The 26997-nt window shown below is 56.1% G+C and carries 23 protein-coding genes; 3 read left to right on the top strand and 20 right to left on the bottom strand.

Annotation, left to right across the window (positions count from 1 at the left end):
- Positions 1 to 36 precede the first annotated feature (36 nt).
- A complete protein-coding gene (locus G477_RS0116615) occupies positions 37 to 981 on the top strand; it encodes a nuclease-related domain-containing protein (RefSeq protein WP_026698879.1) in 945 nt (314 codons plus the stop codon).
- 797 nt (positions 982 to 1778) lie between these two features.
- On the opposite strand, the gene G477_RS0116610 is transcribed toward G477_RS0116615, so the two are convergent.
- The 11 genes from G477_RS0116610 to G477_RS0116560 all read right to left on the bottom strand — a co-directional run bounded on the left by G477_RS0116610 (position 1779) and on the right by G477_RS0116560 (position 10330).
- Positions 1779 to 2180 carry a F0F1 ATP synthase subunit epsilon gene (locus G477_RS0116610; protein ID WP_026698878.1) on the bottom strand — a complete coding sequence of 134 codons (402 nt, stop codon included), beginning with the start codon at positions 2178 to 2180 and terminating at the stop codon, positions 1779 to 1781.
- Between the two features lie 95 nt (positions 2181 to 2275).
- Complete coding sequence (atpD, locus tag G477_RS0116605; RefSeq protein WP_026698877.1) at positions 2276 to 3688, bottom strand: F0F1 ATP synthase subunit beta; 1413 nt, start codon at positions 3686 to 3688, stop codon at positions 2276 to 2278.
- A gap of 24 nt (positions 3689 to 3712) precedes the next feature.
- Positions 3713 to 4588: an ATP synthase F1 subunit gamma gene (gene atpG, locus G477_RS0116600; protein WP_026698876.1), complete on the bottom strand. Its 876-nt coding sequence runs from the start codon at positions 4586 to 4588 to the stop codon at positions 3713 to 3715.
- 54 nt (positions 4589 to 4642) lie between these two features.
- Complete coding sequence (atpA, locus tag G477_RS0116595) at positions 4643 to 6148, bottom strand: F0F1 ATP synthase subunit alpha (protein ID WP_026698875.1); 1506 nt, start codon at positions 6146 to 6148, stop codon at positions 4643 to 4645.
- 11 nt (positions 6149 to 6159) lie between these two features.
- A complete protein-coding gene (locus G477_RS0116590; RefSeq protein ID WP_026698874.1) occupies positions 6160 to 6711 on the bottom strand; it encodes a F0F1 ATP synthase subunit delta in 552 nt (183 codons plus the stop codon).
- Complete coding sequence (gene atpF / locus G477_RS0116585) at positions 6708 to 7205, bottom strand: F0F1 ATP synthase subunit B (RefSeq protein WP_084406309.1); 498 nt, start codon at positions 7203 to 7205, stop codon at positions 6708 to 6710. Before atpF ends, G477_RS0116590 begins: the two co-directional genes overlap by 4 nt.
- A gap of 86 nt (positions 7206 to 7291) precedes the next feature.
- Positions 7292 to 7513 carry a F0F1 ATP synthase subunit C gene (gene atpE / locus G477_RS0116580; RefSeq protein ID WP_026698872.1) on the bottom strand — a complete coding sequence of 74 codons (222 nt, stop codon included), beginning with the start codon at positions 7511 to 7513 and terminating at the stop codon, positions 7292 to 7294.
- An 82-nt stretch (positions 7514 to 7595) separates the two neighbouring features.
- The gene (atpB, locus tag G477_RS0116575) at positions 7596 to 8324 is read right to left on the bottom strand and encodes a F0F1 ATP synthase subunit A (RefSeq protein WP_084406308.1); all 729 of its coding nucleotides are present in this window, start codon (positions 8322 to 8324) and stop codon (positions 7596 to 7598) included.
- A 39-nt stretch (positions 8325 to 8363) separates the two neighbouring features.
- Positions 8364 to 8732 carry an ATP synthase subunit I gene (locus tag G477_RS0116570; protein WP_026698870.1) on the bottom strand — a complete coding sequence of 123 codons (369 nt, stop codon included), beginning with the start codon at positions 8730 to 8732 and terminating at the stop codon, positions 8364 to 8366.
- Positions 8725 to 8967, bottom strand: coding sequence for an AtpZ/AtpI family protein (locus tag G477_RS0116565; RefSeq protein ID WP_026698869.1), 243 nt, complete (start codon positions 8965 to 8967; stop codon positions 8725 to 8727). Before G477_RS0116565 ends, G477_RS0116570 begins: the two co-directional genes overlap by 8 nt.
- Before the next feature lie 376 nt (positions 8968 to 9343).
- Positions 9344 to 10330, bottom strand: coding sequence for an HD-GYP domain-containing protein (locus G477_RS0116560; RefSeq protein ID WP_026698868.1), 987 nt, complete (start codon positions 10328 to 10330; stop codon positions 9344 to 9346).
- Between the two features lie 280 nt (positions 10331 to 10610).
- Here G477_RS0116560 and G477_RS0116555 point away from each other — a divergent pair, with 280 nt between their 5' ends.
- Positions 10611 to 11339, top strand: coding sequence for a copper amine oxidase N-terminal domain-containing protein (locus G477_RS0116555; RefSeq protein WP_026698867.1), 729 nt, complete (start codon positions 10611 to 10613; stop codon positions 11337 to 11339).
- Positions 11340 to 11970: 631 nt separating this feature from the next.
- Here G477_RS0116555 and wecB read toward each other — a convergent pair.
- The 8 genes from wecB to G477_RS0116505 form a co-directional block, all read right to left on the bottom strand.
- A complete protein-coding gene (gene wecB, locus G477_RS0116540; protein ID WP_035212298.1) occupies positions 11971 to 13107 on the bottom strand; it encodes a non-hydrolyzing UDP-N-acetylglucosamine 2-epimerase in 1137 nt (378 codons plus the stop codon).
- A gap of 90 nt (positions 13108 to 13197) precedes the next feature.
- On the bottom strand, positions 13198 to 14766 hold the full coding sequence (locus G477_RS0116535) for a BCCT family transporter (protein WP_026698863.1): 1569 nt from the start codon (positions 14764 to 14766) through the stop codon (positions 13198 to 13200).
- Positions 14767 to 15095: 329 nt separating this feature from the next.
- On the bottom strand, positions 15096 to 16145 hold the full coding sequence (locus tag G477_RS21055) for an IS3 family transposase (RefSeq protein WP_170203899.1): 1050 nt from the start codon (positions 16143 to 16145) through the stop codon (positions 15096 to 15098).
- Between the two features lie 684 nt (positions 16146 to 16829).
- Positions 16830 to 17459: a uracil phosphoribosyltransferase gene (upp, locus tag G477_RS0116525; RefSeq protein WP_026698861.1), complete on the bottom strand. Its 630-nt coding sequence runs from the start codon at positions 17457 to 17459 to the stop codon at positions 16830 to 16832.
- A gap of 124 nt (positions 17460 to 17583) precedes the next feature.
- Positions 17584 to 18849, bottom strand: a complete 1266-nt coding sequence (gene glyA, locus G477_RS0116520; protein WP_026698860.1) for a serine hydroxymethyltransferase — start codon at positions 18847 to 18849, stop codon at positions 17584 to 17586.
- Between the two features lie 1441 nt (positions 18850 to 20290).
- A complete protein-coding gene (gene fabG / locus G477_RS0116515) occupies positions 20291 to 21031 on the bottom strand; it encodes a 3-oxoacyl-ACP reductase FabG (protein ID WP_026698859.1) in 741 nt (246 codons plus the stop codon).
- A gap of 131 nt (positions 21032 to 21162) precedes the next feature.
- Positions 21163 to 22461 carry a GntP family permease gene (locus G477_RS0116510; protein ID WP_026698858.1) on the bottom strand — a complete coding sequence of 433 codons (1299 nt, stop codon included), beginning with the start codon at positions 22459 to 22461 and terminating at the stop codon, positions 21163 to 21165.
- A gap of 69 nt (positions 22462 to 22530) precedes the next feature.
- A complete protein-coding gene (locus G477_RS0116505; RefSeq protein ID WP_026698857.1) occupies positions 22531 to 24090 on the bottom strand; it encodes an acyl CoA:acetate/3-ketoacid CoA transferase in 1560 nt (519 codons plus the stop codon).
- A 194-nt stretch (positions 24091 to 24284) separates the two neighbouring features.
- Between G477_RS0116505 and G477_RS0116500 the strand changes: the two genes are divergently transcribed.
- Complete coding sequence (locus tag G477_RS0116500; RefSeq protein WP_026698856.1) at positions 24285 to 24824, top strand: hypothetical protein; 540 nt, start codon at positions 24285 to 24287, stop codon at positions 24822 to 24824.
- 157 nt (positions 24825 to 24981) lie between these two features.
- Here the strand turns inward: G477_RS0116500 and G477_RS0116495 are convergent, their stop codons facing one another.
- Positions 24982 to 26982: a sigma-54-dependent Fis family transcriptional regulator gene (locus G477_RS0116495; RefSeq protein WP_084406306.1), complete on the bottom strand. Its 2001-nt coding sequence runs from the start codon at positions 26980 to 26982 to the stop codon at positions 24982 to 24984.
- Between the last annotated feature and the right edge of the window lie 15 nt (positions 26983 to 26997).

Raw genomic sequence — 26997 nt, 5'->3', positions numbered from 1 at the left:
GTATACTATGGATATTCTTCTATGATGAGGTGATCTATGCTGCTTCGACCGAGATTCACACCCCCTTACTTATCTCAGCTGCAGGCTGCCGTCCGTCGGCTGCCCTCTGAGCATCCCGCCCGTCCTGCTGTGGAGCAGGAACTTTACCGTACGAGCTCCGGCGATTACGGTGAGCGGCGGATGGATTATTACTATCAATTTCTCCCCGACGAAGTGACGCTGCTCCACCAGGTTCAGCTCCCTTCCCCGATCACCAGCAGTTCCTTCCAGATGGATACCCTTCTCCTCCATCCTCAATTTACCGCTATTCTGGAAATCAAACATCAGCGGGGCTCCCTGCATTTGATGCCTGAGACGGGTCAGATGAAGCAGCTGAGCTCCGGCGAAGTCTATGGCTACACCTGTCCTGTTCAGCAGGTGCGACAGCAGGAAGTCCAGCTGCGTGCGTACGCGGAAACCTGCGGCTACACGAATCCGATACTCACTCATGTGTTTTTCACACACAGCTCTGTCTATTTTGATACGGCTGCAGACGCGACACCGCTTCCCGTGAGCCGGCCGATCATGCTGTCTTCGATTGTAAAGCAGTGGCTTCAAGAGACGGCGTCGATCCCGCCGCAGACCGAAGCCCTTCAGCGTCTGCAGAAGAAAATGCTGACGGAAAGCACGTCGCACTGGTGCATTCTGGACAAATTTCAGCTGACCCCTTCTGATTTTCTCGTCGGCGTCTGGTGCACCTCCTGCAGCCGCCTCTCCATGAGACGACGCTACAGCACGTGGCAGTGTTCTTCCTGTGGCATCAAACAGGCGCAGGCCCACGTGGAGGCATTGCGGGATTTTCACTTTCTTCACCCTTTCCCTTTTCGAAGCGATCAGCTGCAAAGGTGGATGAGGCTGACAAACCAACGGGCAGCCCGCCGGCTGGCCGCTCCCTTCCTGGTGAAAAAAGCGGGTACGTACGTATATCGGTTTAACTTTTAACGTCCTGAACACCGTCTTCAGCTTATGGAGGCGGTGTTTTCTGTTGCTTGAGATTCGCTTTGGCCGCAGTTTGAGCCGGCTTGGTCACAATTCGGCTGAATTGTCCAGACTTGGCCGCCGCTTGGTCACAATCTTGCTGAATTGTCCACACTTGGCTGGAGGCCAGCCCGGGCCGGGCCCTCTTCTTTCAACCCCTGGATGACTCCTGCGCGCTGCGCTTGCTTTTCGGTCTACCAAAACCAAGCCGCAGGCGCGGAGGGCTCATGAATCTCTCGGTTTGGACGCTTGGTCCGGCTGCGGCTTCTCTCGATGTCAGCTGATTTTCTGCGGCTCGGATCCGCTTTGGCCACAGTTTGAGCCGGCTTGATCACAATTCGGCTGAATTGTCCACACTTGGCCGCCGCTTGGTCACAATCCCGCCGAATTGTCCACACTTGGCGACCCACCCTCTTCTTTCAACCCCTGGATGACTCCTGCGCGCTGCGCTTGCTTTTCGGTCTACCAAAACCAAGCCGCAGGCGCGGAGGGCTCATGAATCTCTCGGTTTGGACGCTTGGTCCGGCTGCGGCTGCTCTCGATGTCAGCTGATTTTCTACGGCTCGGATCTGCTTTGGCCACAGTTTGAGCCGGCTTGGTCACAATTCGGCTGAATTGTCCAGACTTGGCCGTCGCTTGGTCACAATTCCGCCGAATTGTCCACACTTGGCGGCCAGCCCAGCTAGGCCCGGACCGTCCCGTCCAGCCTCGACCAAAAAAGACTCCCCGCCGGTTTCCCGGTGGGGAGTCTTTGTCTTGTATCAGCGCTTGGCGACCTCGAGGCGGTTGAGGGCACGTTTGAGTGCCAGTTCCGCGCGGCGGAAGTCGACATTTTCCTGTTTTGCCTCCTGCATGCGGCGCTCGGCGCGCTCTTTGGCTGCACGGGCACGGGTAATGTCGATGTCGGTCGGAAGCTCGGCGGACTCGGCCAGAATGTTGACCTCGTCGGAGCGGACTTCCATGAAGCCGCCGCTGAGGGCGATCATCTTGACTTCTCCGTCCTGTTTCAGACGCGCTGCGCCGATTGCCAGCGGCGTGACGAGCGGGATGTGATTCGGGAGAATCCCGAGCTCCCCGTCAATGGTACGGACGCTGACCATGTTCACTTGGGCATCAAACACCTGACCATCAGGCGTGACGACGTTTGCCTGCAACGTACTCACCGTTCACCCTCCTTATCGAAAGGATGCGTCCTTCCGGGCGTACCGGAAGGAGAATCATTTCTCAGATGCGTCTGCGGCAGCGGGCCGCATCGCGATTATTTCATGGCTTCAGCTTTGTCCGTGACCTCTTCGATGCGGCCGACGAGACGGAAGGCATCTTCCGGAATGTCGTCGAACTTGCCGTCGAGGATCTGGCGGAAGCCGTCGATCGTTTCTTTTACTGGTACATAAGAACCTTTCTGCCCGGTGAACTGTTCCGCAACGTGGAAGTTCTGAGACAGGAAGAACTGAATGCGGCGCGCGCGGCTGACCGTCAGCTTGTCTTCTTCGGACAGCTCATCCATACCGAGAATGGCAATGATGTCCTGCAGTTCTTTGTACTTCTGCAGCGTACGCTGGACTTCCTGTGCCACGTTGTAGTGCTCGTCGCCGACGATTTCCGGAGACAGGGCACGGGACGTGGATGCAAGCGGGTCTACGGCTGGGTAGATACCCATCTCGGACAACTTACGCTCCAGGTTCGTTGTCGCATCGAGGTGGGCGAATGTCGTTGCCGGAGCCGGGTCGGTGTAGTCGTCGGCCGGCACGTAGATTGCCTGGATCGATGTAACGGAACCTTTCTTTGTCGAAGTGATCCGCTCCTGCAGCTGACCCATTTCCGTGGAAAGCGTCGGCTGGTACCCAACGGCGGACGGCATACGGCCGAGCAGGGCGGATACTTCCATACCCGCCTGGGTGAAGCGGAAGATGTTATCGATAAAGAGCAGTACGTCGGCGCCTTTTTCATCACGGAAGTGCTCCGCCATGGTGAGGCCTGTCAGCGCCACTCGCATACGCGCTCCCGGCGGCTCGTTCATCTGACCGAAGACCATCGCTGTTTTCGCGATAACTCCGGAGTCCTTCATTTCAAAGTACAGGTCGTTCCCTTCCCGGGTACGCTCGCCGACACCGGCGAACACGGAAATACCGCCGTGCTCCTGTGCGATGTTGTTGATCAGTTCCTGGATCAGTACGGTTTTTCCTACACCCGCACCGCCGAACAGACCGATTTTACCACCTTTGACATACGGGGCCAGCAGGTCGACGACTTTGATGCCTGTTTCCAGGATCTCTGTCGTTGTCTGCAGCTCGTCGTATGCCGGCGCTGTCCGGTGGATCGGATCCTTCGGCGCTGCTGTGTCGATTTCCTCGTCCAGGTCGATCGTCTCGCCGAGTACGTTGAATACGCGGCTGAGCGTGACATCGCCGACCGGCACGGAAATCGGACCGCCTGTATCGATGACGTCTGATCCGCGGACAAGACCGTCCGTGGACGACATAGCAACCGTACGGACCGTGTCATCTCCGAGGTGCAGCGCGACTTCAAGCGTAAGGTCGATATCGACTTCGCCCTGCTTTTCTGCACGCTGGACTATTTTGATGGCGTTATAGATCTCAGGAAGCTGGCCGCGGTCGAACTGTACGTCGACGACCGGACCGGTAACCTGTGTGACGCGTCCTTTGTTCATCGTCTTTCCTCCTCCACAATTGCTCTAGCCTTGGGCTGCGGCTCCGCCGACAATTTCGTTGATTTCCTGTGTGATTGCCGCCTGGCGGGCACGGTTGTAACTCAATGTCAGATCATCAATGCGGGAATCTGCGTTATCTGTCGCAGAGCGCATCGCAGACATTCTTGCTCCGAACTCACTCGCTTTGGCATCGAGCAGGGAACCGAAAATCAGGCTCTCTGCATAGTGCGGCAGGAGCCGCTCGAGAATGGTTTCCGCATCGGGTTCATAAATGTAGTCCGGCGTGGATACCGCTTCGGCTTCTGCTTCGGCAGCCAGTGCTGTCAGCGGCAGCAGTTTGGTTTCTGTTACGCGCTGGGTCATGGCACTGACGAAGTGGTTGTGATGAATATACACTTCATCGAAGACTTCGTCCGTAAACATCTGCACCGTCGTTTCCGCGATGTTTTTGATCTCGCTGTACTCGGGCTGATCGGCGAGGCCGGTAATCTCCTGCATGATCGGCATGCCGCGCTTCTGGAAGAAGTCACGACCGACTTTCCCGAGGATGACGATGCCATACTCATCGCTGGACTGGTGGCGCTCTTGAATGAGATTGTACGTTTCGCGGAGCAGACCGCTGTTATACGCACCGCAGAGGCCACGGTCGGATGTAATGACGAGATAGCCGGTACGGCGGATTTCTTTGCGGTCCTGCAGCATCGGATGGGATACTTCTTCCGATCCCTGGGCGATACTGCCGACTACTTCACGAATCTTATCTTTATAAGGTTGAAAGGCTTCCGTTTTGTCCTGCGCGCGGTTGAGCTTCGCAGCGGAGACCATTTCCATTGCCTTTGTAATCTGCTTTGTTTTCTTCGTGGAACCTATCCGCGTCTTAATCTCTTTGAGATTCGCCAACGTGTTCACCACCTTTGCTCCGTAAAGCGGGGGTGTCCCCCGCTTTCTTTATTCTCAGCTGGACTGGAACGACTTCTTGAATTCTTCGACAGCCCCGTTCATGTCCGACTCGTCGGCGAGTACGCCTGTGGAGCGGATCTGATCGAGGAGGTCTTTCTTGTTATGCTCGAGGAACGTGAACAGCTCTGATTCAAAGCGCGAAACATCCTCTACTTTCACGTCGTCGAGGAACCCTCGCGTCAGCGCGAATAGAATGAATACCTGCTTTTGCACCGGGAGCGGCTGATTGAGGCCCTGTTTGAGGACTTCGACCGTTCGCTGTCCGCGGTCGAGCTTCGCCTTCGTCGATGCGTCGAGGTCCGACCCGAACTGGGCGAACGCTTCGAGTTCACGGTACGAGGCGAGGTCGAGACGGAGGGTACCGGCTACCTTCTTCATCGCTTTTATCTGGGCGGAACCACCGACTCGGGATACGGAGAGACCCGCATCGACCGCCGGACGGACGCCGGAGAAGAAGAGATCGGACTGCAGGAAGATCTGACCGTCCGTGATCGAGATCACGTTCGTCGGGATATAGGCCCCGATGTCCCCTGCCTGCGTTTCGATAAACGGCAGCGCTGTCAGAGACCCTGCGCCTTTGTCATCACTCAGCTTCGCTGCACGCTCGAGAAGACGGGAGTGCAGGTAGAAGACGTCACCTGGGAATGCTTCACGGCCTGGTGGACGCTTGAGCAGGAGGGATAGTTCACGGTAAGCAGAAGCCTGCTTCGTCAGGTCATCGTAGATCACCGTGACGTGCTTGCCGTTGTACATGAACTCTTCACCCATGGATACGCCTGCATATGGTGCCAGGTAGAGAAGCGGCGCCGGCTGGGACGCACTTGCTGTAACGACGATCGTGTAGTCGAGGGCACCGTGCTGGCGGAGCGTTTCCACAACGCCTGCCACCGTGGATTCCTTCTGACCGATCGCGACGTAGATACAAATCATGTCTTCGTTCTTCTGGTTGATGATCGTGTCCATGGCGATGGACGTTTTCCCTGTCTGACGGTCTCCGATGATCAGCTCACGCTGACCTCGGCCGATCGGGATCAGGGCGTCGATCGCTTTCACGCCGGTCTGCAGCGGTTCGTGAACCGATTTACGGTCCATGACGCCTGGTGCCGGGCTCTCGATCGGACGGGTTTTCGTCGTGTTGACCGGTCCGTGGCCGTCGAGCGGCTCGCCGAGCGGGTTGACGACGCGTCCGAGAAGTTCTTCTCCGACCGGTACTTCCATGATGCGTCCGGTACGTTTGACTTCGTCGCCTTCCCGGATATGGCGGAATTCACCGAGAATGATAATACCAACGCTGTTTTCTTCCAGGTTCTGCGCCATACCCATGACGCCTGTTGAAAATTCGAGCAGCTCCCCGGCCATGACATTCTCCAGACCGTGAGCTACGGCAATCCCGTCCCCTACGCGGATGACGGTACCGACATCACTGACTTCCATTTCCGATTCATAGCCTTCAATCTGCTGTTTCAGCAGCGAGCTGATCTCATCGGCTCTGATGCTCATATCGTTCACCCCTATCTGCTTGTCCCCTGGTTCATCCGTTCATGAATGCGTACCAGGTGGTTTGCTACCGTGCCATCATAGACGGTATCTCCAATACGGACGCGGAGTCCGCCGATCACGTCTTTGTCGACTTGATTGTTGATCAGGAGCTCCGCCCGGCCGGAACGCTTCGCGAATACCTGGCTGACGGCTGCTTTCTCCTGTTCTGTAAGCGGCTTGGCAGAGTACACTTCTGCTTCTGCAATGCCTTTCGCTTCGTAGACAAGGTCTTTGAAGTTTTCTCTGACCGCTTCGAAAATGCTCTCACGCTTATTGTCTACCAGTACTTTGAGCAGGTTGACTGTGATTTGACTGACTTTTCCCTGAAAGGCCTGGTCAAGAATCTCTTTCTTACGCCGATCCGTCATATCAGGATGCTGGAACACTTCGTCAAGAAGGTTCGTTTCCTGTACAGCCTGGGACACCATGTTCAGGTCATCGAGCGTCTCGTCCAGCTTTCCTCCGGCCTGCACCGATTCGAACAGGGCCGAAGCATAGCGGAAGCCTACTGGATGTCGTCTCATAGATCCTCGCCTACTTCTTTCAGCGTGTCCTCAATGAGTTTCTCCTGATCCTGCTCATCCAGTTCCTTCTCGATGACTTTCGATGCCACCAGCACAGAAAGGGTCGAAACTTGCTCACGAAGCGCAGAGATCGCCTGTGCCTTTTCGTTCTGGATATCCTGCTTGGCTGTTTCTTTCATACGGGCAGACTCGTCGCGTGCGTTCTGCACGATCTCGGCTGCCTGCTGTTCGCTCATCTTTTTTGAATTCTCCACAATTTCCTTTGCTTCGACGCGTGCCTGCTGGATCGCTTCCCGCTGTTCTTCCAAGTACTTCTCTGCTTCTTCCCGGTTTTTCTCAGCAGAAGAGATCTGCTCGGCCACGTGGTTCTCACGCTTTTCCATCATGTCCATGATTGGACCAAAAGCAAATTTCTTCAGGAGTAGAAGCAGAACGAAAAAGGCCAGGAGCTGGTAGGCCGCGTTTACCCATTCAATATCGTACAAATCAAACAATGGGGTCGCCTCCTTTTTTCTGCATAGTACAAAAGGAATGGCGAAGAGTCATGCTGGTTCTCCGCCATTTATACACGCTATTACGGTTACATGTTCCCGAGAAGCAGGAAGGCAATGACGATACCAAAGATTGGCAGTGCCTCTACTAGTGGAATACCGATGAACATAACTGTCTGGAGCGGACCACGAAGCTCCGGCTGACGAGTAATACCTTGAAGTGTGTTAGCGACAACGATCGCAACCCCGAATGCACCCGCAATTGCTGCGAGACCTGCTACAATACCTACTGCAATAGCAACTAGACCCATAATGAAAATCCTCCTCTAAATGTTTAAACTTGATTGAAATATATTGAATACGCCCCGGATGAGGCCATTATTCAAGAAATACTTAGTGCTCTTCGTTCACTTTGTGAGACATGTAGACCATCGTCAGCATACAGAAAATGAACGCCTGCAGCGTACCGATGAAGACACTGAATGCCTGGAACACGACAAGCGGAATAAACGCCGCGAATGTCCAGAAACCAATGGTTGCCGCGCCGAGCCCGACGATCATCATCATGATGACCTCTTTGGCGTAGACGTTGGCATAAAGTCGCATACCGAGTGTCAGCGTGTTGGCAAAGTCCTCGACTACTTTAAAGGGAGCCATGAAAAAGGCCGGACGGAAGTAATCCTTCCCGTACTCTTTCGGACCTTTCAGCTTCAACCCGTACACATGCGTCAGGATGATGACGAACGCAGCCAGAGAAATGGTCAGCACCGGGTTGGATGTTGGTGAATTCCACCATACATAGTGCTCTTCTGCTGTTGCCAGCTCAAATGGAACCCCGAGCATGTTTGCGACAAAAACGTACAAAATGATGGTAATACCGAGCATCAGGAAGTTCTTGCCCCGATCCCAGTCCATCGTACTGCTGATAATGTTTTTGATAAACTGAACGAGATACTCCATCGCGTTCTGCGCGCCTGACGGGTACATCTGAATTTTCCGCGACATAAAAAAGCACACGAAAAAGACAATAGCCATGGCCACAGTAATCATGATCGCATTTGGAATGTTAAACGTCAGCCAAGGGACACCAAACAAATCCACCTTAAGATATTGCGTATCCAATCGTGATTTCACCTCTCTCTCTACTGCATTCAAACCGGCTTACTGCAGCTGCTTGAGCCGGAACAGGGGATCGATCATCAATAGAAGATAGGTCACGGCAAGGCCGATAACCAATCCAATCAGATCAAAATACTCTGGATACTGCTGTGCAAGCAGCAGTCCCACGACCACGGTGACCATACGGCCGACCGTGCCGAACGAGAATCGGTATTTACGGTCTCTCCCCGACGCGATGATCCGCTTCGTCTGAAAGTATGTACTGACTAAATTCAACAGGCTGAGCCCTGCTCCGAATGCCATACCGAGAAAAAACGAATCCTGCCGGAAAACTCCCGTCAGTAAAACAATGAACATGATTACCAGTGTGTATACTGTATACCGCCTGGCCAGTTGTACGGCCTCATCCATCCTGTTCCTCCATGAAAGACTGTACCGCCCGGTAGATGCCGTAAAACGCCATCCCCACTCCGAGAAGCACGCCTGCTGCTGTAAACAATCCGCTGCTGTCAAAATATCGATCGAGCCACATACCTCCGAACACTCCAAACAACACCGCCCCTATTAGATAAGAGGAAATGGTGGTCATGAGCGCAAAGGCTTTCATCACCGGCCGGTACTTTGACTGATTCGGATCCCTGCCCATGGTGATGCCTCCTCACCTGCAGCCTGCCAGAATCCCTTGAACATCGTACAACACGCCTTTGGGCATGTCAACACGCTGAAAGCGGAAACAACCTCCGCACATCAGGGATTATATGTACGTATTCTGCAGAAGGCTCGAACGGCATCCTGTGAACACGCTTCCTATTATACATAACTATGTGAAAAATGTCTGTTAAATCCGGAAGAAAATTAAATATGAATTTTTTGTGAAGCGGATGCGTTCAGCTCCTGCCGCACAAGCGTTCGAAGCGGCAGGCTGTTTTGTGGCGAGGGGGGATTTCCACTGTAGGTTACGTCCTCTTCCTACCGCATCCGGAAGTGCCGTTTTCCAGCCTTCCTCCCCGGCGACACGGCCGTCAGCTGCGCTCCCGTTTTGGGATGTAGAGCGCTTCTTCTACTTTCAAGGAGCAGTCTGACGGCAGGTGCAGGTCCTCGCCTTTGAGCAGGTCCGTCAAAATCGGCGACGTCGGCATACGGTGGTAGGCTTCGCGGACGATGAGCTCCCTGTCATCCGTAAGACGCACGATGCTGTTTACCGGGTAAATGCCGAGCATGCTGCAGAACTGCTTCATCGTCTCCTGTGTGATGCCGGTCGTCTGAGCGAAAACCATCGAGACAGCTTCTGCTGCCGGGAAGGCTTCGCGTTCTTCCCGGTTCATCGTCATCGACGAATACTGATCGGCTAGGGCGATCCGCTGCAGCAGCGGATCGTCCCGGCACCCATCATGATGATAGCGATGGATGAGGGAGGCTGCCTCCCCTGGCAGCCTTTCCTGTTCCAGCAGTTCGCCGCCACGGCTGAGGGCGCCCCGCGTGGTTTCTTTTTCTTCCGCCGTGTACGGCATCTTTTTCTCCAGATGCGATTCAGGCAGGAGCAGTGTCCCGGCATCGTGAAACAGACAGGCGAGCATGAACGGCTCCTTGTCTCTCTGGTCCATGTCTTCGCTCATCAGCGCGCCGAACACGAATGTATCGATTGCATGGTAGTAGGCACGCTCGTGGTGGTTCTTCAATCGAAACAGCAGTGCGTGGATCCGTTCGTTCTCCAGCTGCTGAAGAAGCTCCAGCTCTACCGCACTCAGCCGATTCTTCGAGTGAAGCGCCGTTCCGAATCGGTGCTCTCCGCCGACCCGGAGAAGAAAGTCCATAAACAGGCCGTCCCTGCGGCCGGTTTTGTCTTCTTTCTCTTTCACCTTTACCTCCTGCACCCCGCTCTGCCGGAGTTTACGCAGGAGCTGCTTCGTCAGCACCGCCTCCCGCTTTAAGATGAGACGCTGCTGTACATAGATATCTTCGGCCAGCACTTCCCCCTCGGCCACTAGATGCACATGCTGCTTTTTCATTGAATCTCCCCCCGTTTTCTCGCTGATTCATTGATTATACCTAATCATTATACATACTTTCCTTGAATTATTGTAAAAAATCCCATCCATTTCGTTCGACAATTTCAGTCATTGTTCAGCTCGTTCCGCTTAGGCGTCATGCAGGAATCTGAGATTTTATTGTTTCCAAGAAAGTATTACGAAGAAATTCTATATGTACTTTCCAGGAAAAGTTTTATATGATAAGTGAGATTAAACGAAAGAACCACATCAAAAGAATTAGAAAAGGGAGGAAGAACACATGATGAGACAGGCGGCACTATTTCTATTGTCTGTTCTACTGCTGGTCATTTCCATACCAGCTGAAAGAACGGAAGCACGCCAGCTTCAGCTTGATACCGCTGTGATGGAGAATAATCGTTTTTTAATTCCACTTCGGGAGGTGATGGAGAGCCTTGATGCCAGCGTACAGTATGAACACAGCACACAGAGCATCCGCATCATTCGGGGAAGCACCCGCGTCGGTTTGAACGTACGCTCGACTACTGCCTACGTAAACAATGCTCGTTTTCAGCTTGACCAGCAGCCTGTTCTGATTGATGGACGAACATTCGTTCCTCTTCGTTTTGTCAGCGAGAGCCTCGGCGCTTCCGTTGGATGGAACCAGCAGACCCGTGAGGCTTCAGTATCCCTCGATGGCACCGAGCTGCTAGTGACAGAAGCGCCGCTCTGGGCAGGATACTATGAACCTGCTGCATCCTGGCTGGGTGGCTACCTCCATATCACGCAGGAAACAAAGGATTCTTTTTACTTTCAGGCTCATGCAGCGTACCGCCACGTGGGGTCCGTCGAGCGACGTGCCTTCATTCAGAGCTACGACCGCAGCCGAGCTGTAACAGCTCCTGATGAATATGGGTGTTCTTTTACACTCATCCGCAATGGTAATAACGTCCGCCTCGTCGAAAACAGCTATGATTGTTATGTATGGAGCGGTGTGGGTATCGATTTAAATCATACTTTCACAAAATAATCTCAAATCCGCAGCCTTCTCGCTTTATAAAAGCGAGAGGGCTGTTTTCGCCTGATTATGAAACACTGCGGTAGTCATGAAGAAACCGGGTCGCTTCTGAGGTTTTTTGAGACGGTCCGGCTGACGAAGCGGGCGGCCTGCGGCGGCCCGCGGGTCGCCTGCCGGAATATTTGAGCCACCTTGCTTCTTTTGAGCCACTTCAGCTGCGCAACGCGACGCCTGCCCTTCACGATCGGGACGCTTTGCGGCTGGAACGAGCCACGCGGCTTCATTACCCCTCCCGCAGGCAACGCTGTTCTTCTCCGGCAGGCGCAGCCGGGATGACTGAGGGGAGCGCACGGGGAAAACCGGGTCGCTTCTGAATTTTTTTGAGACGGTTCGGCTGGCGAAGCGGGCGGCCTGCGGCGGCCCGCGGGTCGCCTGCCGGAATATTTGAGCCACCTTGCTTCTTTTGAGCCACTTCAGCCGCGCAACGCGACGCCTGCACCTCTCGATCGGGACGCTTCGCGGCCGGAACGAGCCACGCGGCTTCCCCCCCCCCCTCCCGCAGGCAACGCTCTTCCTCTCCGACAGGTAGCGTTTTTGACATCGAAAACGCGCCGGAGCTGGGCTCCGGCGCGCGGGTGATTTGCTATTCAGGTTGTCCGTCAATCGTGAAGCGGGCCGGGCGATCTTCCCGGAACCCGTAGAAGCTGCGGATCGCTTCGATGATCCGGGCGGAAGCGCGGCCGTCGCCGTAAGGGTTGGATGCTTTGGACATCGCCTCGTAGGCGCGGTCGTCGTTCAACAAGAGCTTCGCGTCGTTGTAAATGTTCTCTTCTTCGGTGCCGGCCAGCTTCAGTGTACCCGCCTCGATGCCTTCGGGCCGCTCGGTCGTATCGCGGAGCACCAGGACGGGGACACCGAGCGAAGGCGCTTCTTCCTGTACCCCGCCGGAGTCGGTGAGAATGATGTGCGCCCGGGAGGCAAAGTTATGAAAATCCTGCACCCCGAGTGGGTCGATCAGCTGAATTCGACTGTCGTCGCCCAGGATCTCATCGGCGAGCTCGCGGACGACGGGATTCAGGTGGACGGGGTAGATCACCTGGACGTCGTCGTGCTCGGTGACGATGCGTTTGATCGCTTTGAACATGTTGCGCATCGGCTGGCCGAGGTTTTCGCGGCGGTGGGCGGTCACGAGAATGAGGCGGTCGCTGCCGAGCTTGTCGAGCACCTCGCTCGTGTAGTCGTCCCGGACGGTCGTATTGAGCGCGTCGATGGCGGTGTTGCCCGTGACAAAAATGCTCTCTTCTTTCTTGCCTTCGGCGAGCAGGCTCGCTTCGGCCTGGTTCGTCGGGGCAAAATGCAGGTCGCTGATCACGCCGGTGAGCTGGCGGTTCATCTCCTCGGGAAACGGGGAGTATTTGTTCCAGGTGCGCAGGCCGGCTTCGACGTGACCGACGGCGATCTGGTTATAGAAGGCGGCGAGGCTCGCGACGAACGTCGTCGTGGTGTCGCCGTGCACGAGCACCATGTCCGGCTGCAGCCGCTTCATCGCTTCGTCCAGACCTTCGAGGGCACGGGTCGTGACATCGGTGAGCGTCTGGCGTGCCTGCATGATGTTGAGGTCTTCATCCGGCGTGACGCCGAAAATATCGAGCACCTGATCGAGCATTTCCCGGTGCTGGCCGGTTACCGCCACGATCGATTCGAATTCATCGTATTTTTCCAGCTCGAGCACGAGCGGACACATTTTGATTGCTTCCGGTCTGGTGCCGAAAATCGTCATGATTTTTTTCTTCGCCAAGAGAATCTCTCCTTTTGTGTTTGCACTCTCCCCTGCATTCTATCAAAAAAGCCGGGAGCTGCGGAGAAAATGTTACTCTTCTTTCGGCGGGCGGACGTTGTATTTCCAGGCTTTGTCGTTTTTCATCATTTTGATCGCAGCGTAGATGGTAAGAAACTGGATGACGATGATCGGCAGTCCCATCAAGCCGGAGACGACTTCGAGCGGCGGCAGTCCACCTACGCGCATCATGACGAGGGCGACTGCTGCGATGATGCCGGCAACGACGATGCGGAGCATGCGGGACGGCTCCTGTTTACTCATGTCCTGCGTCGTCGTGTAGGCGGCAATCGTGTACGTGGTCGAGTCGAGCGTCGTGATCAAAAAGATCATCGCAACGACCGCGAACACGACGATACCAATGGCGGCAAACGGCAGTGTAGACAGAATCTCCGGTATGACGGCCATTTGATCCATGTCCCCCATCATCGACAGCACGTCCAAGTCTCCGGTCACGTGGCGGTGCACGCCGAGGCCTCCGAGCACGCCGGTGGCAAGCCAGGACAAGGCGGTCGGGGCAAGCAGGTAGGTGAGAATCATCTCCCGGATCGTGCGGCCCTGCGAAATTTTCGCTGCAAAGACGCTGTGGAGCATCGCCCACGTCGCGCTGTAGGCGAACCAGAAAACGGTGTTGCTCATCATGTAGCTCGCGTCGCCCCCGTTCAGCGAGTCGGTGTAGAGCGAGATGCCGACGTAGCTCGTGAGGAGCGTGCTGAGCGTATCGGTAAAGTAGTTGATGATAAATACGCCCGGGCCGACGAGCATGATGAATACGGCAAAACCGCCGGCAAGGTACATGTTGAACGTACTCAGCCGCTTGATGCCGCGGTCGATCCCGACGTATGCACTGATCGAGAAAAAGATGACCCAGAGGACGGTGATAAACAGCGTCACGCCGAACGTCACGTCGATGTCGAGCAGGTGCGCGAGGTTGTAGGTGACGATCGGGGTTCCGAGACCGAGCGTCACGGCTGCGCCGGAAAGGATGCTGACGAGAAAGATGATGTCCAGCAGCCTTCCCCCAGCCCCGTCCGTAAAGCGGTCGCCGAAGATGACACGGCAGGCTTCGGATATGCGCATGAGGGGCCGCTTGCGCACGTGGAGAATGTAGCCGAGCGCCGGTGCAGCCATGACGAAGATGGCGAAAACCTGGAAGCTCCACATGAACATGCCGTACGCGTTGCCCATGAGCAGTGCTTCGCTGGACCCGGCCTCCATGCCGAACGGCGGATCATCCGCCACGTTCGCCCACTCGACCATCCCGGTCCGCATGATGGTCGACCCGAGCCCCATCGCGATGAGAATCGAGGCATATTCAAATAACGAAAATCGCGGCTTTTCCATCGGATCGCCGAGCACAACGTTTCCGTATTTGGAAAAGGATAAGTACAGTCCTGCTGCCACCAGAATGATGGCGTACCAGATGTAGCCCCAGTTGAAGACGGCGACAATGATGTCGAACGTCTGCTCCAGCATCCCGAGCGCGGTTTCTTCGTACATCGCGAGTGGGACGCTCATGGCCAGCACGATCATAATCGATGGGACAAAAATGCGGTAATCAATGAGTTTGCGGGCCGGGGTCTTGTCGTGTTCTTCCTCCATCTTCTATCCTCCTGTTCTCTATTCATTCGAATGTTCATTACACCTAATCATTTTCCTTATTTATGGTATTTAAAACATCCTAACGTAAATTCAGCCTATTTTGATAACCGGGAAGGCTTTCATTTAAAGAAGAGAGAAGGAAAGGCGGGGATGAGGGTGGTGGGCGCCGGTGCAGGCTTTGGCCGGAGTTTGGCGGCACTTGGTCACAATCGTCAGCAATTGTCCAGACTTCGCCGCAGCTTGGTCACAATTCCCGCGAATCGTTCTGGCCCCCTAATTCTGGACACTTTCTGCCTCATGCTGTTTCATTCTGCCTTTTTCTTTTTTGCTTATACTCGTATTTCTTCCGGGACTAATTGCCCCTTTGTGCTTGCTTCATGAAACGCTGCCGGCGTCATGTACTTTAAGCTGCCATGCGGACGACGGGCATTGTAGAACTCGTAATATTCATCGACCTCCAGATAGGCTTCATCAAAAAAAGTGAAGACTCGGTTGTTGAAACATTCCAGCTGAAGCTGGCTGTGAAACGACTCGACATAGGCGTTCATGTTTGGCGTCTTCGGAGGGATACGCTCGTGATAAATGCGATGTCGCTGCATGAATGCGCCGCACTTGTTGCTGACAAACTGGGGGCCATTATCCGTTCGGATAATCAGTTTTTCTTCGTACGTATCGACGGAACGGTGAATACCTCGAATCAGGAAGGCTTTGACAAGCATCTGCTGGATTTCGTGCCAACGGCACTGGGGTCCTCGATAGTAACCGACAATTGTCCGGTCATACACATCAATCACGTTACAGATGAAGAAGAATCGTCCAGACTTTTCGATGGTGCCGTACTTAATATCCATCTGCCACAATTGATTTGGAGCATGGATCGGACGCTTACGTGCGACATGACGGGGGTAGTTCGGCTTCCCCCGTCGCTGCTCCTTGAGAATGCCGAGCTCCTGACACAACCGGTAGACCTTCTTTTTATTAATGACAAGATCAAGTTCGCTCCGAAGGTAAGCCCCCCATTTTTTATACCCACTTGTGCTCGTCCACTCGTCGCAGGAAAGCTCCATCAGCCGCTCTTTGATCAGCTCGTCGGGGATTCTTCTCCCCTCTCTTGTCATCGAAAAGCCAGGAGTCGGACGGCCGCGCGGCCGTTTCGTTGAAAGATGGGATGTGGTCATGAAAGGTCTGGGATAGGCGGCATAGTAGGTCGAGGGAGCGACATGAAGGATCTCGGTGATGGCTCGGACTCGAAACCCGGCTTCTATCCATCGATGGGCCAGAACGAGCCGATCGGCTAAGGAAGCTCTTTTTTTCGATGGCTTCCCGAAGAACAGCCACCTCCAATTCCTTCTCTCCCAACAGTTTGAGCGCCTTCTCATAACGCTTTTCCAGCTCGCTGCGAGAGATCGGTCCTTCATGAATGGGGATCTCTTCGTTTTCCAGTTCCTCCGCTACCTCATCTCCGTACCTCCGGATCCACTCGTTAAAGGTCGTTCGGGAAATCCCGGCCGCTTTGGCTGTCTTGAACTTATTGTTGGTTTCAAAAGCCATCCGGACATACTTCTTCTTCATCTCAACCAATGCACTACGTTTGTCCTCCATCCCAGGTCACCTCCTCGTATTGGTTTTAGTATATATAGAGAGGCGAAATGTGTCCAAGGTATTTAGGGGGCCTGAGAGGAATTGTCCAGACTTCGCCGCAGCTTGGTCACAATTCCCGCGAATTGTCCAGACTTCGCCGCCACGCCGGCATACTGTCGGGCAGCCACGATCGCTATATCCCGCTGCGCGCTTCGCTTGCTCTATGCTCCGGCTCAGGCCGGAGGACAACCAAGCCGCAGGCGCGGAAGGGGAGCTGTGGGCTTTGGCCGGAATTTGGCGGCGCTTGGTCACAATCGTCGGCAATTGTCCAGACTTGGCCGCAGCTTGGTCACAATTCCGGTGAATTGTCCAGACTTGGCTCCCGCCCGGCATGCCGATCGCCGCCCCGCTGACTGCAGCCGGCCGGCTTTACATCAAAAAAGAAGCTCCCCCGGAGGGAAGCTTCTCGATCCGTTCGTGTTTTATTTTGTTCCGAAGAGGCGGTCGCCGGCATCGCCGAGGCCTGGTACGATGTAGCCTTTTTCGTTGAGCTTCTCGTCCAGAGCAGCCAGGTAGATATCCACGTCGGGATGCGCTTCCTGCATTTTTTCGACCCCTTCCGGCGCTGCGACGAGGCACATGAGCCGGATGTTTTTCGCTCCGCGGTTTTTCATCACGTTGATCGCTTCGATCGCAGACCCGCCTGTGGCCAGCATCGGATCGACAACAATAAAGTCACGCTCGCTCGTATCTTTCGGCAGCTTCACGTAGTACTCGACCGGCTCCAGCGTCTCCGGATCCCGGTACAGACCGACGTGACCGACTTTCGCGGCTGGAATCAGTTCCAGCATGCCGTCGACCATGCCGAGGCCGGCACGGAGGATCGGTACGATGCCGAGCTTCTTTCCAGCAATCATCTGGCACGTCGACTCGGCCACCGGCGTCTGGACCTTCACGTCCTGCAACGGCAGCTCCCGCGTGATTTCGAAGGCCATGAGCCCGGCTACTTCGTTCGTCAGCTCGCGGAATTCTTTCGTCCCCGTTTCCTTGTTGCGGATATAGGACAGTTTATGCTGAATTAACGGATGATCAAACACGTATACTTTTCCCATTGGATCACGCCTCCTCGTCTCATTTCCTTGACGTATTCTACCCGAATGCCAGCCGTGAATCAAGGGTTCTCCGAAAAAAAAGAGGCCGGCATGCGTCGGCCTCTTCTTTCTTCTTATCAGGGACTTACAGGTCCTGGTACATCGGATGCTTTGCTGTCAGGGCAGCTGCGTCTTTTGCCGCCTGCTTCAGGACAGTTTCGTTGTCGAGGTTGTGGATGACTTCCGCCATGATGCGGCCGACTTCGGCTGCGTCCTGTTCGTCAAAGCCTCGGGACGTGACAGCTGCTGTACCAATACGGATACCGCTTGTCACAAACGGGCTTTCCGGATCGAACGGAACGGCGTTTTTGTTCGTCGTAATCCCGACGGCATCCAGTGCCTGCTCGACCGCTTTCCCTGTCAGGCCGTGGCGGCGCAGGTCCAGCAGCAGCAGGTGGTTGTCCGTTCCGTGGGAGACAAGATCGATGTCACGCTCCAGCAGCGCTTTGCCCATCGCTGCCGCGTTTTTGCGCACCTGTTTCGAGTACGTCGTGAACTCTTCCTGCAGGACTTCCCCGAAGGAAACAGCTTTCGCCGCAATGACGTGCATGAGCGGTCCGCCCTGGAGTCCCGGGAAGATCGCTTTGTCGATCTTCTTGCCGTACGCTTCTTTCGTCAGGATCATCCCGCCGCGTGGTCCGCGGAGCGTTTTATGCGTCGTGGTCGTCACGAAATCAGCGTACGGCACCGGGTTCATGTGCTCGCCCGCAGCAACCAGGCCGGCGATGTGCGCCATGTCCACCATGAGGTAGGCGTTCACTTCGTCCGCGATTTCTTTGAACTTCGCGAAGTCGATTTCCCGTGGATACGCACTCGCACCGGCCACGATCATCTTCGGCTTGTGCTCCTGCGCCATCTCACGCACCTTCTCATAGTCGATGCGGCCGGACTCCGCGTCCACCCCGTAGCCGGCAAACGTATACTGCTTCCCGCTGAAGTTCACCGGGCTGCCGTGCGTCAAGTGGCCGCCGTGGTCGAGATCCATGCCGAGCACCGTGTCCCCTTGTTCGAGGAACGCAAAGTAGACCGCCATGTTCGCCTGCGCACCGGAATGCGGCTGCACGTTGGCATACTCCGCGCCGAAAATCTGCTTCGCACGCTCGCGCGCAATATTCTCCACCGTATCCACATGCTCACAGCCGCCGTAGTAGCGCTTCGCGGGGTAGCCTTCTGCATACTTGTTCGTCAGCACAGATCCCTGCGCCTCCATGACCGCTTTCGTTACGAAGTTCTCCGACGCAATCAGCTCAATGCTGTCCTGCTGCCGGTGAAGTTCCGCTTCCATTGCCGCAAAAACATCTGCATCCTGAGACCGCACACTGCCGAGGTTACGCTTATCGATCGTTGTCATTCGTTAGGACCCTCCCTGGATTCAATCGGTATTCATCACATGTCATATATTCTAACGCTTCGAGCATCAATACGCAAAGGAATTCGCACAAATCAGACCAATGTAAGCGAATTCTTTTCGTTTTTTCTGAAAATGGGATGCCCCACTACCCATATTTGCGGCACTTCGACCTTCGAAATACGAATGATGGCACATGCTTTTCGGCTGAATGTACGGCCGTCTACCCCCAGCATGCAGGAGAAGCAGCCGGGACAGTCAGCACTTCAAGTGCAGCGGCCCGCTCAGCCGGGGTATCTCGCAGGTTTCTGATTTCGACCAAAGCAGCCGCACATTCGACCAAGCGCCGCGCAACTCTGGACAATTCGCGGCCATTGTGACCAAGTGCCGTCAAACTCCGACCATGTCACCTGCTCCGCGCCTTCCGGCTTGGTTTTCCTCCGGCGTCGCCGGAGCTGGTAGCAGGTGCCGTGGGGCTTTTCGGTTTCGACCAAGGCAGCCGCACATTCGTCCAAGTGCCACCCAACTCCGGACCATTCGCGGCGATTGTGACCAAGTGCCGCCAAACTTCGACCATGTCACCTGCTCCGCGCCTCCGGCTAGGTTTTCCTCCGGCGTCCGCCGGAGCGGGAAAAGGTACCATGGGGGCTTTTCGGTTTCGACCAAAGCAGCCGCATGTTCGACCAAGTGCCGCGCAACTCCGGACAATTCGAAGACATTGTGACCAAGTGCCGTCAAAGTCCGGACAATTGCCTTTATCTCTGTCACTGCTGCGGCCAAGCAATCGAGTAGGAGGGGGTGGCTAACCCCCGTCCTCTCACACCACCGTGCATACGGATCTCGTACACGGCGGTTCGGTGGCATCTTCCTTCATTGTCGTTTCCCCGCAAAGGTTGCTACACGCTCTCCCAATACGTTCGAGTTCCACTCTATCCTCTCGGGAGTAGCCGGGCATTCCGTTGTCTGTGATGATCGCACCTTCACACGTCCACGGACATGAAGATACCAACCGTCAAGTCCTTCCCTCGTTTCCCTTTTCAGGGATCGTCGCTGGTACTATGACTTGAACTGACTTCTGTGTGTTCAGGATTGCCTTACGGCAATCGTTACTCGTCCGAGCGTATCACACAGACCTCCCCGGGTAAGTCTGACCGCTTTCCACCCGTCGGCACAGGATTTACTGAACGGGACTCGGGTAATGTCGGATTTCGTCTTGTCTAGCAGACTCATCCATCCCTGTCCAGCCTTGTATCCTGTTCCTGTTCGTTACCGCGTGTGTTTGCGTCCGGCTTCCTTCAGATTCCGGGTCGCCCCGGACACCCTTGCCATTTGCTAACGGTTCCCATTACCAAGCCCGTAGTGGACTTTCACCACCAAGCTGTCAGACATGCCGGGCACACGAGAAAAACCGCCGGAAGCATCGCTTCCGGCGGTCTTGTGGGTGTTAGATGACAACGCCGCCGTCGACGGCGAGGATTTCGCCTGTGATGAAGCGGGCTTCTTTGGAGGCGAGGAAGAGATAGGCGTTGGCGATGTCTTCGGTGGTGGCCAGGTCTTTCAGGACCGATTTGTCTGTCATGGCGTCGAGCACTTTCTGCGGCATTTTTTCGGTCATCGGGGTTTGGACGAAGCCTGGGGCTACGGCGTTGACACGGATGCCGAAGCGGCCGAGTTCTTTTGCCCATGTTTTCGTCATGCCGTTTACGCCCCATTTTGCTGCGGCGTAGTTTGTCTGGCCGAAGTTGCCGTACGTGCCGACGACGGAAGAGGCGTTCAAAATGACGCCGCCTTCCTGTTCTTTCATCTGCTTCGCGGCTGCCTGGGAGATGTTGAAAATGCCTTTGAGGTTCACGTCGATGACGCTGTCCCACTGGTCCTCTTCCATTTTCAGCAGCTGCGCGTCGTTCGTGATGCCGGCATTGTTGACGACGATGTCGACCCGCTCGTACGTCTCCACGATCTGCTTCAACGCCGCGTCAATCGCATGGCGGTCGGTTACGTTGACGGCAACCGCCATAGAGGTGCCGCCTGCTTCGTTTATTTCCCGGGAAATAATATCCACGTCTGCCTGATTCATGTCGGAAACAACGACGGTCGCTCCTTCTCTCGCAAATGTTTTGGCCGTTTCTGCTCCAATACCGCGTCCTGCTCCTGTGATCCATGCTGTCTGATTCTTCAATCTCATGATGTGCCACTCTCCTTCTTTGAAGTTTCGTTTCTATTGAATGTGTTTCTTCTATTATATAAGCTCGTCTCCATTCATCTGCCGGGCGGAGGGAAGGCACCCTCCAGCCGGGACTGCGGGCCGCCGAATTTTTACAAAAGACCGATGGCGTATACGCCGATGGCAACGACCGCGGAGAATACCGGGATGAGGGCGCCGACGACGAAGATGTCTTTATAGGAATCTTTGTGCGTCATGCCGGTGATGGCGAGCAGAGTAAGCACGGCGCCGTTGTGCGGCAGCACGTCGAGCCCGCCGGATGCGATGGAGGCGATCCGGTGAAAGGCTTCGGGCTCCATGTTGGTGGCGATCGCAATTTCATAATACCGGTCCCCGAGCGCGTTCAGGGCGATGGTCATGCCGCCGGATGCGGAGCCTGTTGCCCCGGCCAGCACGTTGATGGCGACGGCCTGGGAAAAGAGCGGGTTCCCGGGAACGCTCAGGACGAGTTCGGTGAGCCGGGCAAAGCCGGGTACTGCCTGAACGACGGCACCGAAGCCGACGGCCGCACTCGTGTTGACGATGGCGATGACGGAACCGCTGGCGCCGCCGTTGATCGCCTGGGAAAAGCCGCGGAATTTATGGATATTAAAGATCATGATCGTAAAAATACCGGCTAAGAGGGCTACGACGATATCCCAGTTGAGCAGGTTGAGGGTACCGACCACGACGATGAGTGGAATGATGGACATTGCAGTGAATACTTTGACGGGGATCTTGTCTTCGTAGTCTTCCTGCACGACTTTTTTATCTTTCGGTTCCGTGTACACTTCTCCGGCTGCGCGCAGTTTATGTTCTCTCCAGCGCAGGTACAGGTACCCGCCGACGGCCATGACGATCGCTGCGGAGATACCCATGATCGGGGCTGCTGCAGCACCGGTCTGGTAATAATCCATCGGGATCAGATTCTGGATCTGCGGGGTTCCCGGAATGGCTGTCATCGTGAACGTGAACGCCCCGAGTGCGACGGTTGGTGGAATCATCCGGCGCGGGATATCGGCATCGCGGAACATCGCGAGGGCTAGTGGATAAACCGCAAAGACGACGACGAACAGGCTGACACCGCCGTAAGTAAGAACGGCTGCGGAGACGACGACACCAAGGATGGCGCGTTTCGTTCCGATGACGGTAGTGATGGCCTGGGCTACGGCGCGGGCCATTCCTGTATCTTCCATTAGTTTACCAAAGATCGCCCCGAGCATAAATACGGGGAACCAGTCCCTCGCAAATCCGACGAATCCGTCCATGTACGTATTGGTGTAGGCATCGAGCAGATCGAGGCCGCCGGTCAGGGCAACCACCCCTGCTGCGATCGGTGCTACCCAGATGATGGACCAGCCTGCGTAAGCCAGTCCCATAATAAGCATGAGTCCTAAAAAGATACCGAGCATAACGTCTCTCTCCCTTCCTTCTTATCGAAATACCGGCAGCGCACGACTGGTCCGCCGCCGGGGTGTGATTTACTGACCGAAGATGTCGTCGAGTCCCATCGGCGCTTCGGTGAAAATGCGTGCATCCATCGTCTTCAGCTCATCTGCGACCTGCGGGCGGAAATCCATCTGCGGGAAGATGTCTTTTTCCGGATCGATTCCAGGCGCGGTCTCGGTTAGAACGAGGCCGTTTTCGTTGAGCTCGAACACCGCTCGTTCGGTGACGTACATGATCGGCCGGCCGAGTTCGGCGGCATACGGACCGCTGAACGTCGTCTGCTCGACTTGGTTGATGAATTTTTTGAAGCGGCCTTCTTCGGTGACGGTAAGCTGACCGTCACCGACGTCTACTTTCAGACCGCCGGCCGTGAACGTTCCGCAGAAGATCACTTTCTGGGCATTCTGGGAAATGTTGATGAAGCCCCCTGCGCCGGTCACTTTCGTCCCGAATTTGCTGACGTTGACGTTGCCGTGCTGATCGAGCTGTGCCAGGCCGAGGAACGTCATGTCGAGCCCGCCCCCGTCGTAAAAGTCAAACTGGTACGGCTGATCGATGATGGCATCCGGATTCGTCGCCGCGCCGAAGCTGAGGCCGCCTGCGGGCATGCCGCCGATCGGGCCGGATTCCACGGTCAGGCGCATGCTGCCGAGGACGCCTTCTTCACTGGCGACGGCGGCTACGCCTTCCGGTACGCCGATGCCGAGGTTCGTGATGGCATTCGGCACGAGTTCCATGGCGGCTCTGCGGGCGATGACTTTCCGCTCGTTCAGCGGCAGCGGCTTTAAGGAGCCGAGCGATGCTTTGACTTCGCCGGAGTAGGCCGGGTTATAGTCTTCGGCGAAGGTCTGCATGTGATTGTCCGGCGTCGATTCCACAATCGCATCGACGAGAATGCCGGGCACTTTGACAAGCTTTGGATCCAGCGTGCCGTGCTCGACGACTTTTTCCACTTGCACGATGACGATGCCGCCGCTGTTCTTCGCTGCCTGGGCCATGGAGAGCACTTCGAGCGAGCCGGCTTCTTTTGTCATAACCGCGTTGCCGAACGCATCGGCATACGTAGCACGGATCAGCGCCACGTTGATCGGAAAGGTCTGATAAAATAAGTATTCTTTTCCTTTTACTTCTGTTAATTCTACGATGTCCTCTGTCGTGACTTCGTTGATTTTCCCTCCATCTTTCCGAGGGTCGACAAACGTATGCAGCCCGACATGCGACAGCGTACCGGGTCTGCCGGCGGCCGTGTCGCGGAACATGTGTGTAATGACGCCTTGGGGAAGGTTGTAGGCTTCGACTTTGTTTTCCATCGCGAGCCTCGCCATCTGCGGCGCGAGTCCCCAGTGCCCGCCGACCACGCGTTTGATGAGGCCGTCGTGCCCAAAATGGTTCAATCCTTTTTCTTTGCCGTCCCCCTGCCCTGCAGCATAGACGAGGCCGACGTTGTTCGGCGATCCTTCTTCGAGATATCGGGCTTCCACTGCTTTCGCGAGTTCTTCCGGCACACCGCAGCCGACAAATCCGCCGGTCGCGATCATATCGCCGTCCTTGATGTTTTTCACTGCTTCTTGTGCGGACATTACTTTATTCATGATGGCTCCCTCCACTTTTTCGGTTCTGCCGCTTTATATATGCAAAGAATATGCCAACTTCCTTCCGGCTCCATTTTCGGGTGGCGGGCTTCTTCAGGCAAGCGCTTTCATTTTTATTCTGTATGTCTGTCCGTGAAAACGGACGTTTATGACAGCGGTTTCTTGACGGGTGTCCGGAAACGCTTACGTGATTCATGGAAAAAGACGATGGTGTCCAATTATCCGTACATTTTTCAGCGTTTTACGGAACACAGCAGCAGCGGCTGCTGTTTTTCGAAAAAAAAGTTTGGCGGGAAATAGGGAAATGGTCGAAGTTTGACGGCACTTGGTCACAATCGTCGCCAATTGGCCGGAGTTTCGCCGCGCTTGGTCGAACATGGGCAGCCATGGCCGAAACCGACCCCAAGCCCATGGTACCTGCTTCCCGCTCCGGCGAACGCCGGAGGAAAACCAAGCCGGGAGGCGCGGAGCTGGTGAAATGGCCGAAGTTTGACGGCACTTGGTCACAATCGTCGCCAATTGGCCGGAGTTTCGCCGCGCTTGGTCACAATCGCCGCCAATTGGCCGGAGTTTCGCCGCGCTTGGTCACAATCGTCGCCAATTGTCCAAAGTTTCCGCGGCACCTGGACGAACGTGCCGCGGCTTGGGCCGACATCGATAAGCCCACACAGTACCTGCTTCCCGCTCCGGCGAACGCCGGAGGAAAACCAAGCCGGAAGGCGCGGAGCTGGTGAAATGGTCGAAGTTTGACGGCACTTGGTCACAATCGTCGCCAATTGTCCGGAGTTTTGCCGCACTTGGTCACAATCGCTGCCAATTGTCCAAAGTTGCCACGGCACCTGGACGAACGTGCCCCAGCCCCCCACGCACCTGCAGAAAAACCCGCCTTCCTCATGGAAGGCGGGCCTGCTTTTCGTAAAAGGAGGTGCGGCTGATCCCGAGCAGGCGGGCGGCCTGCGCTTTGTTTCCTTCGGTGTAGGCGAGCGCCTGCTCGATCGCCTGCTGTTCGGCTTCTGCCAGGACGTCGGCGAGCGGCCTCGGGGGATCGAGCCGGCCGCCGCTCAGGGCGGCGGGCAGGTGGGCTGCTGTCAGGACGCGGCCGTCGGGGACCACGTTAACCATGCGTTCGATGACGTTTTCCAGCTCCCGCGTGTTGCCCGGCCAGTGGTAGCGCCGCAGCTGCTGCCAGGCGCTGTCTTCCAGCTCCGGCGTGCGACTGCCGAGGCGGGTGCTGATTTTTTCGAGAAAGTGCGGAACGAGTACGTGCAGATCGTCCGGCCGATCCCGGAGCGGCGGGATCTCCAGCGTAAACACGTTCAGCCGGTAGAACAGGTCGAGGCGGAAGTGGCCGTCCTCGATCATCGCATCCAAATCGCGGTTCGTCGCGGCAATCACGCGGATGTCCACCTGCTTGGAGGCGTTGCTGCCGATCGGCTCGACTTCCCGTTCCTGGAGAACGCGGAGCAGCTTCACCTGCATGTGGATCGGCAGTTCTCCAATTTCATCGAGGAAAATCGTGCCGCCCTCTGCTGCTTCGAACCGTCCCTTCTTACCGCCGCGCTTGGCGCCGGTGAATGACCCTTCCACGTAGCCGAACAGTTCGGATTCAATTAAGTCCCCCGGGATCGCGGCACAGTTCACTTTGACAAACGGCCCCGGCGCCCGGCTGCTCGCATGATGGATCGCGTGGGCAAACAGTTCTTTCCCCGTCCCGCTCTCCCCGAGCAGCAGCACGCTCGAATCGGTTTCCGAAGCCTGCTGCGCGAGCCGTTTCGTCTGCTGCCAGGCCGGGCTTTCCCCGATCAGCTGATGGAACTGGTACTTCGCGCGGTTGGACTCCTGCCATTCGCCGCGGTACGTATCCAGCTCCTTCTCGAGTTTTTCGATACGCCGCTTCAAGGCTTTGAAGCCGCCGAGGTTTTTGAACATCACCTTGCCGACCGCTCCGACGAGGTGCCCGTCCTTGTAGAGCGGCAGCCGGTTGGCGACCATGTAGTCGCCTTTGATGCGCTGAATATCAGCAATCTCCGGGCGGCCGCTTTCCGCAACGAGGTGCATGCGCGTGTTTTCAATGACGTCGGTCACGTGACGGCCGACGAGCGCATCCTGCGGCTGACCGATAAAGTCGGCGTACTCCTGGTTGACCATCGTAATGATGCCCTCCCGGTCGACCATGATGATGCCGTCATGAGAGAGTTCGAGCACCATTTCCATCTGCTCGGCCTTTTCCTTCCATTCGCCGGACTCCTCCCCACCTGCCGTGCGCAGCCGCACGAGCGTGAAGGTTCCGGCCGCCGTCCGCATGCTGCTGCAGGAGACGTGGTACGTCGTCTCATCGAAGACGACCGTCTCCTCCGTTCCCGTCCCTGTCGTCAGCGCTTCGATCGCCGGCATGTCCGACGAGCGCTGCCAGCGCCCGGCAAACACGCCCGTCTCCTTACGCACCTCGCCTTTCGCATCGAGAAGCCAGACGTGATCCGATTCACTGCGGAGCGATTCCAGCAGGAGCTCCTCCTGCTGCTGAAAGGCGCGCTCGACCGCCTGCAGCCAGTCCTCGGCATACAGCATGCCCGACAAAGACCCGTCCCCCGCCGTCACCGGCAGGCAGGGCGGATCCCAGCGCCACCCGTGCGGCGCTTCGGATTCGGCCAGCACCGGCGTACGCTCCATCATATCCCGGACCGCCGTATCCGGCGCCAGGCCCTTCATCATCGCTGTCATCAACGAGTCCGTCGTCACCGTCCCGAGCACACACCCGTCCGCATCCAGCACCGGCACGGCATCCTGCTGCACGTGATACAGCTTCGCAGCCGCTGCCTGAATGGTGTCCTCCGCCTCGAGCGTCAGACGCGGACGCCGCATGATCGTCCCTGCTTTCATCGCCGCAAACATCGGATCCGCTCCCTT

Origin of the sequence: Alkalicoccus chagannorensis DSM 18086 (assembly GCF_000429725.1) — a bacterium.
Lineage (GTDB): Bacteria > Bacillota > Bacilli > Bacillales > Salisediminibacteriaceae > Alkalicoccus > Alkalicoccus chagannorensis.
The sequence above is the reverse complement of the archived record's forward strand: the minus strand, read 5'-3'. Positions and strand labels throughout refer to the sequence as shown.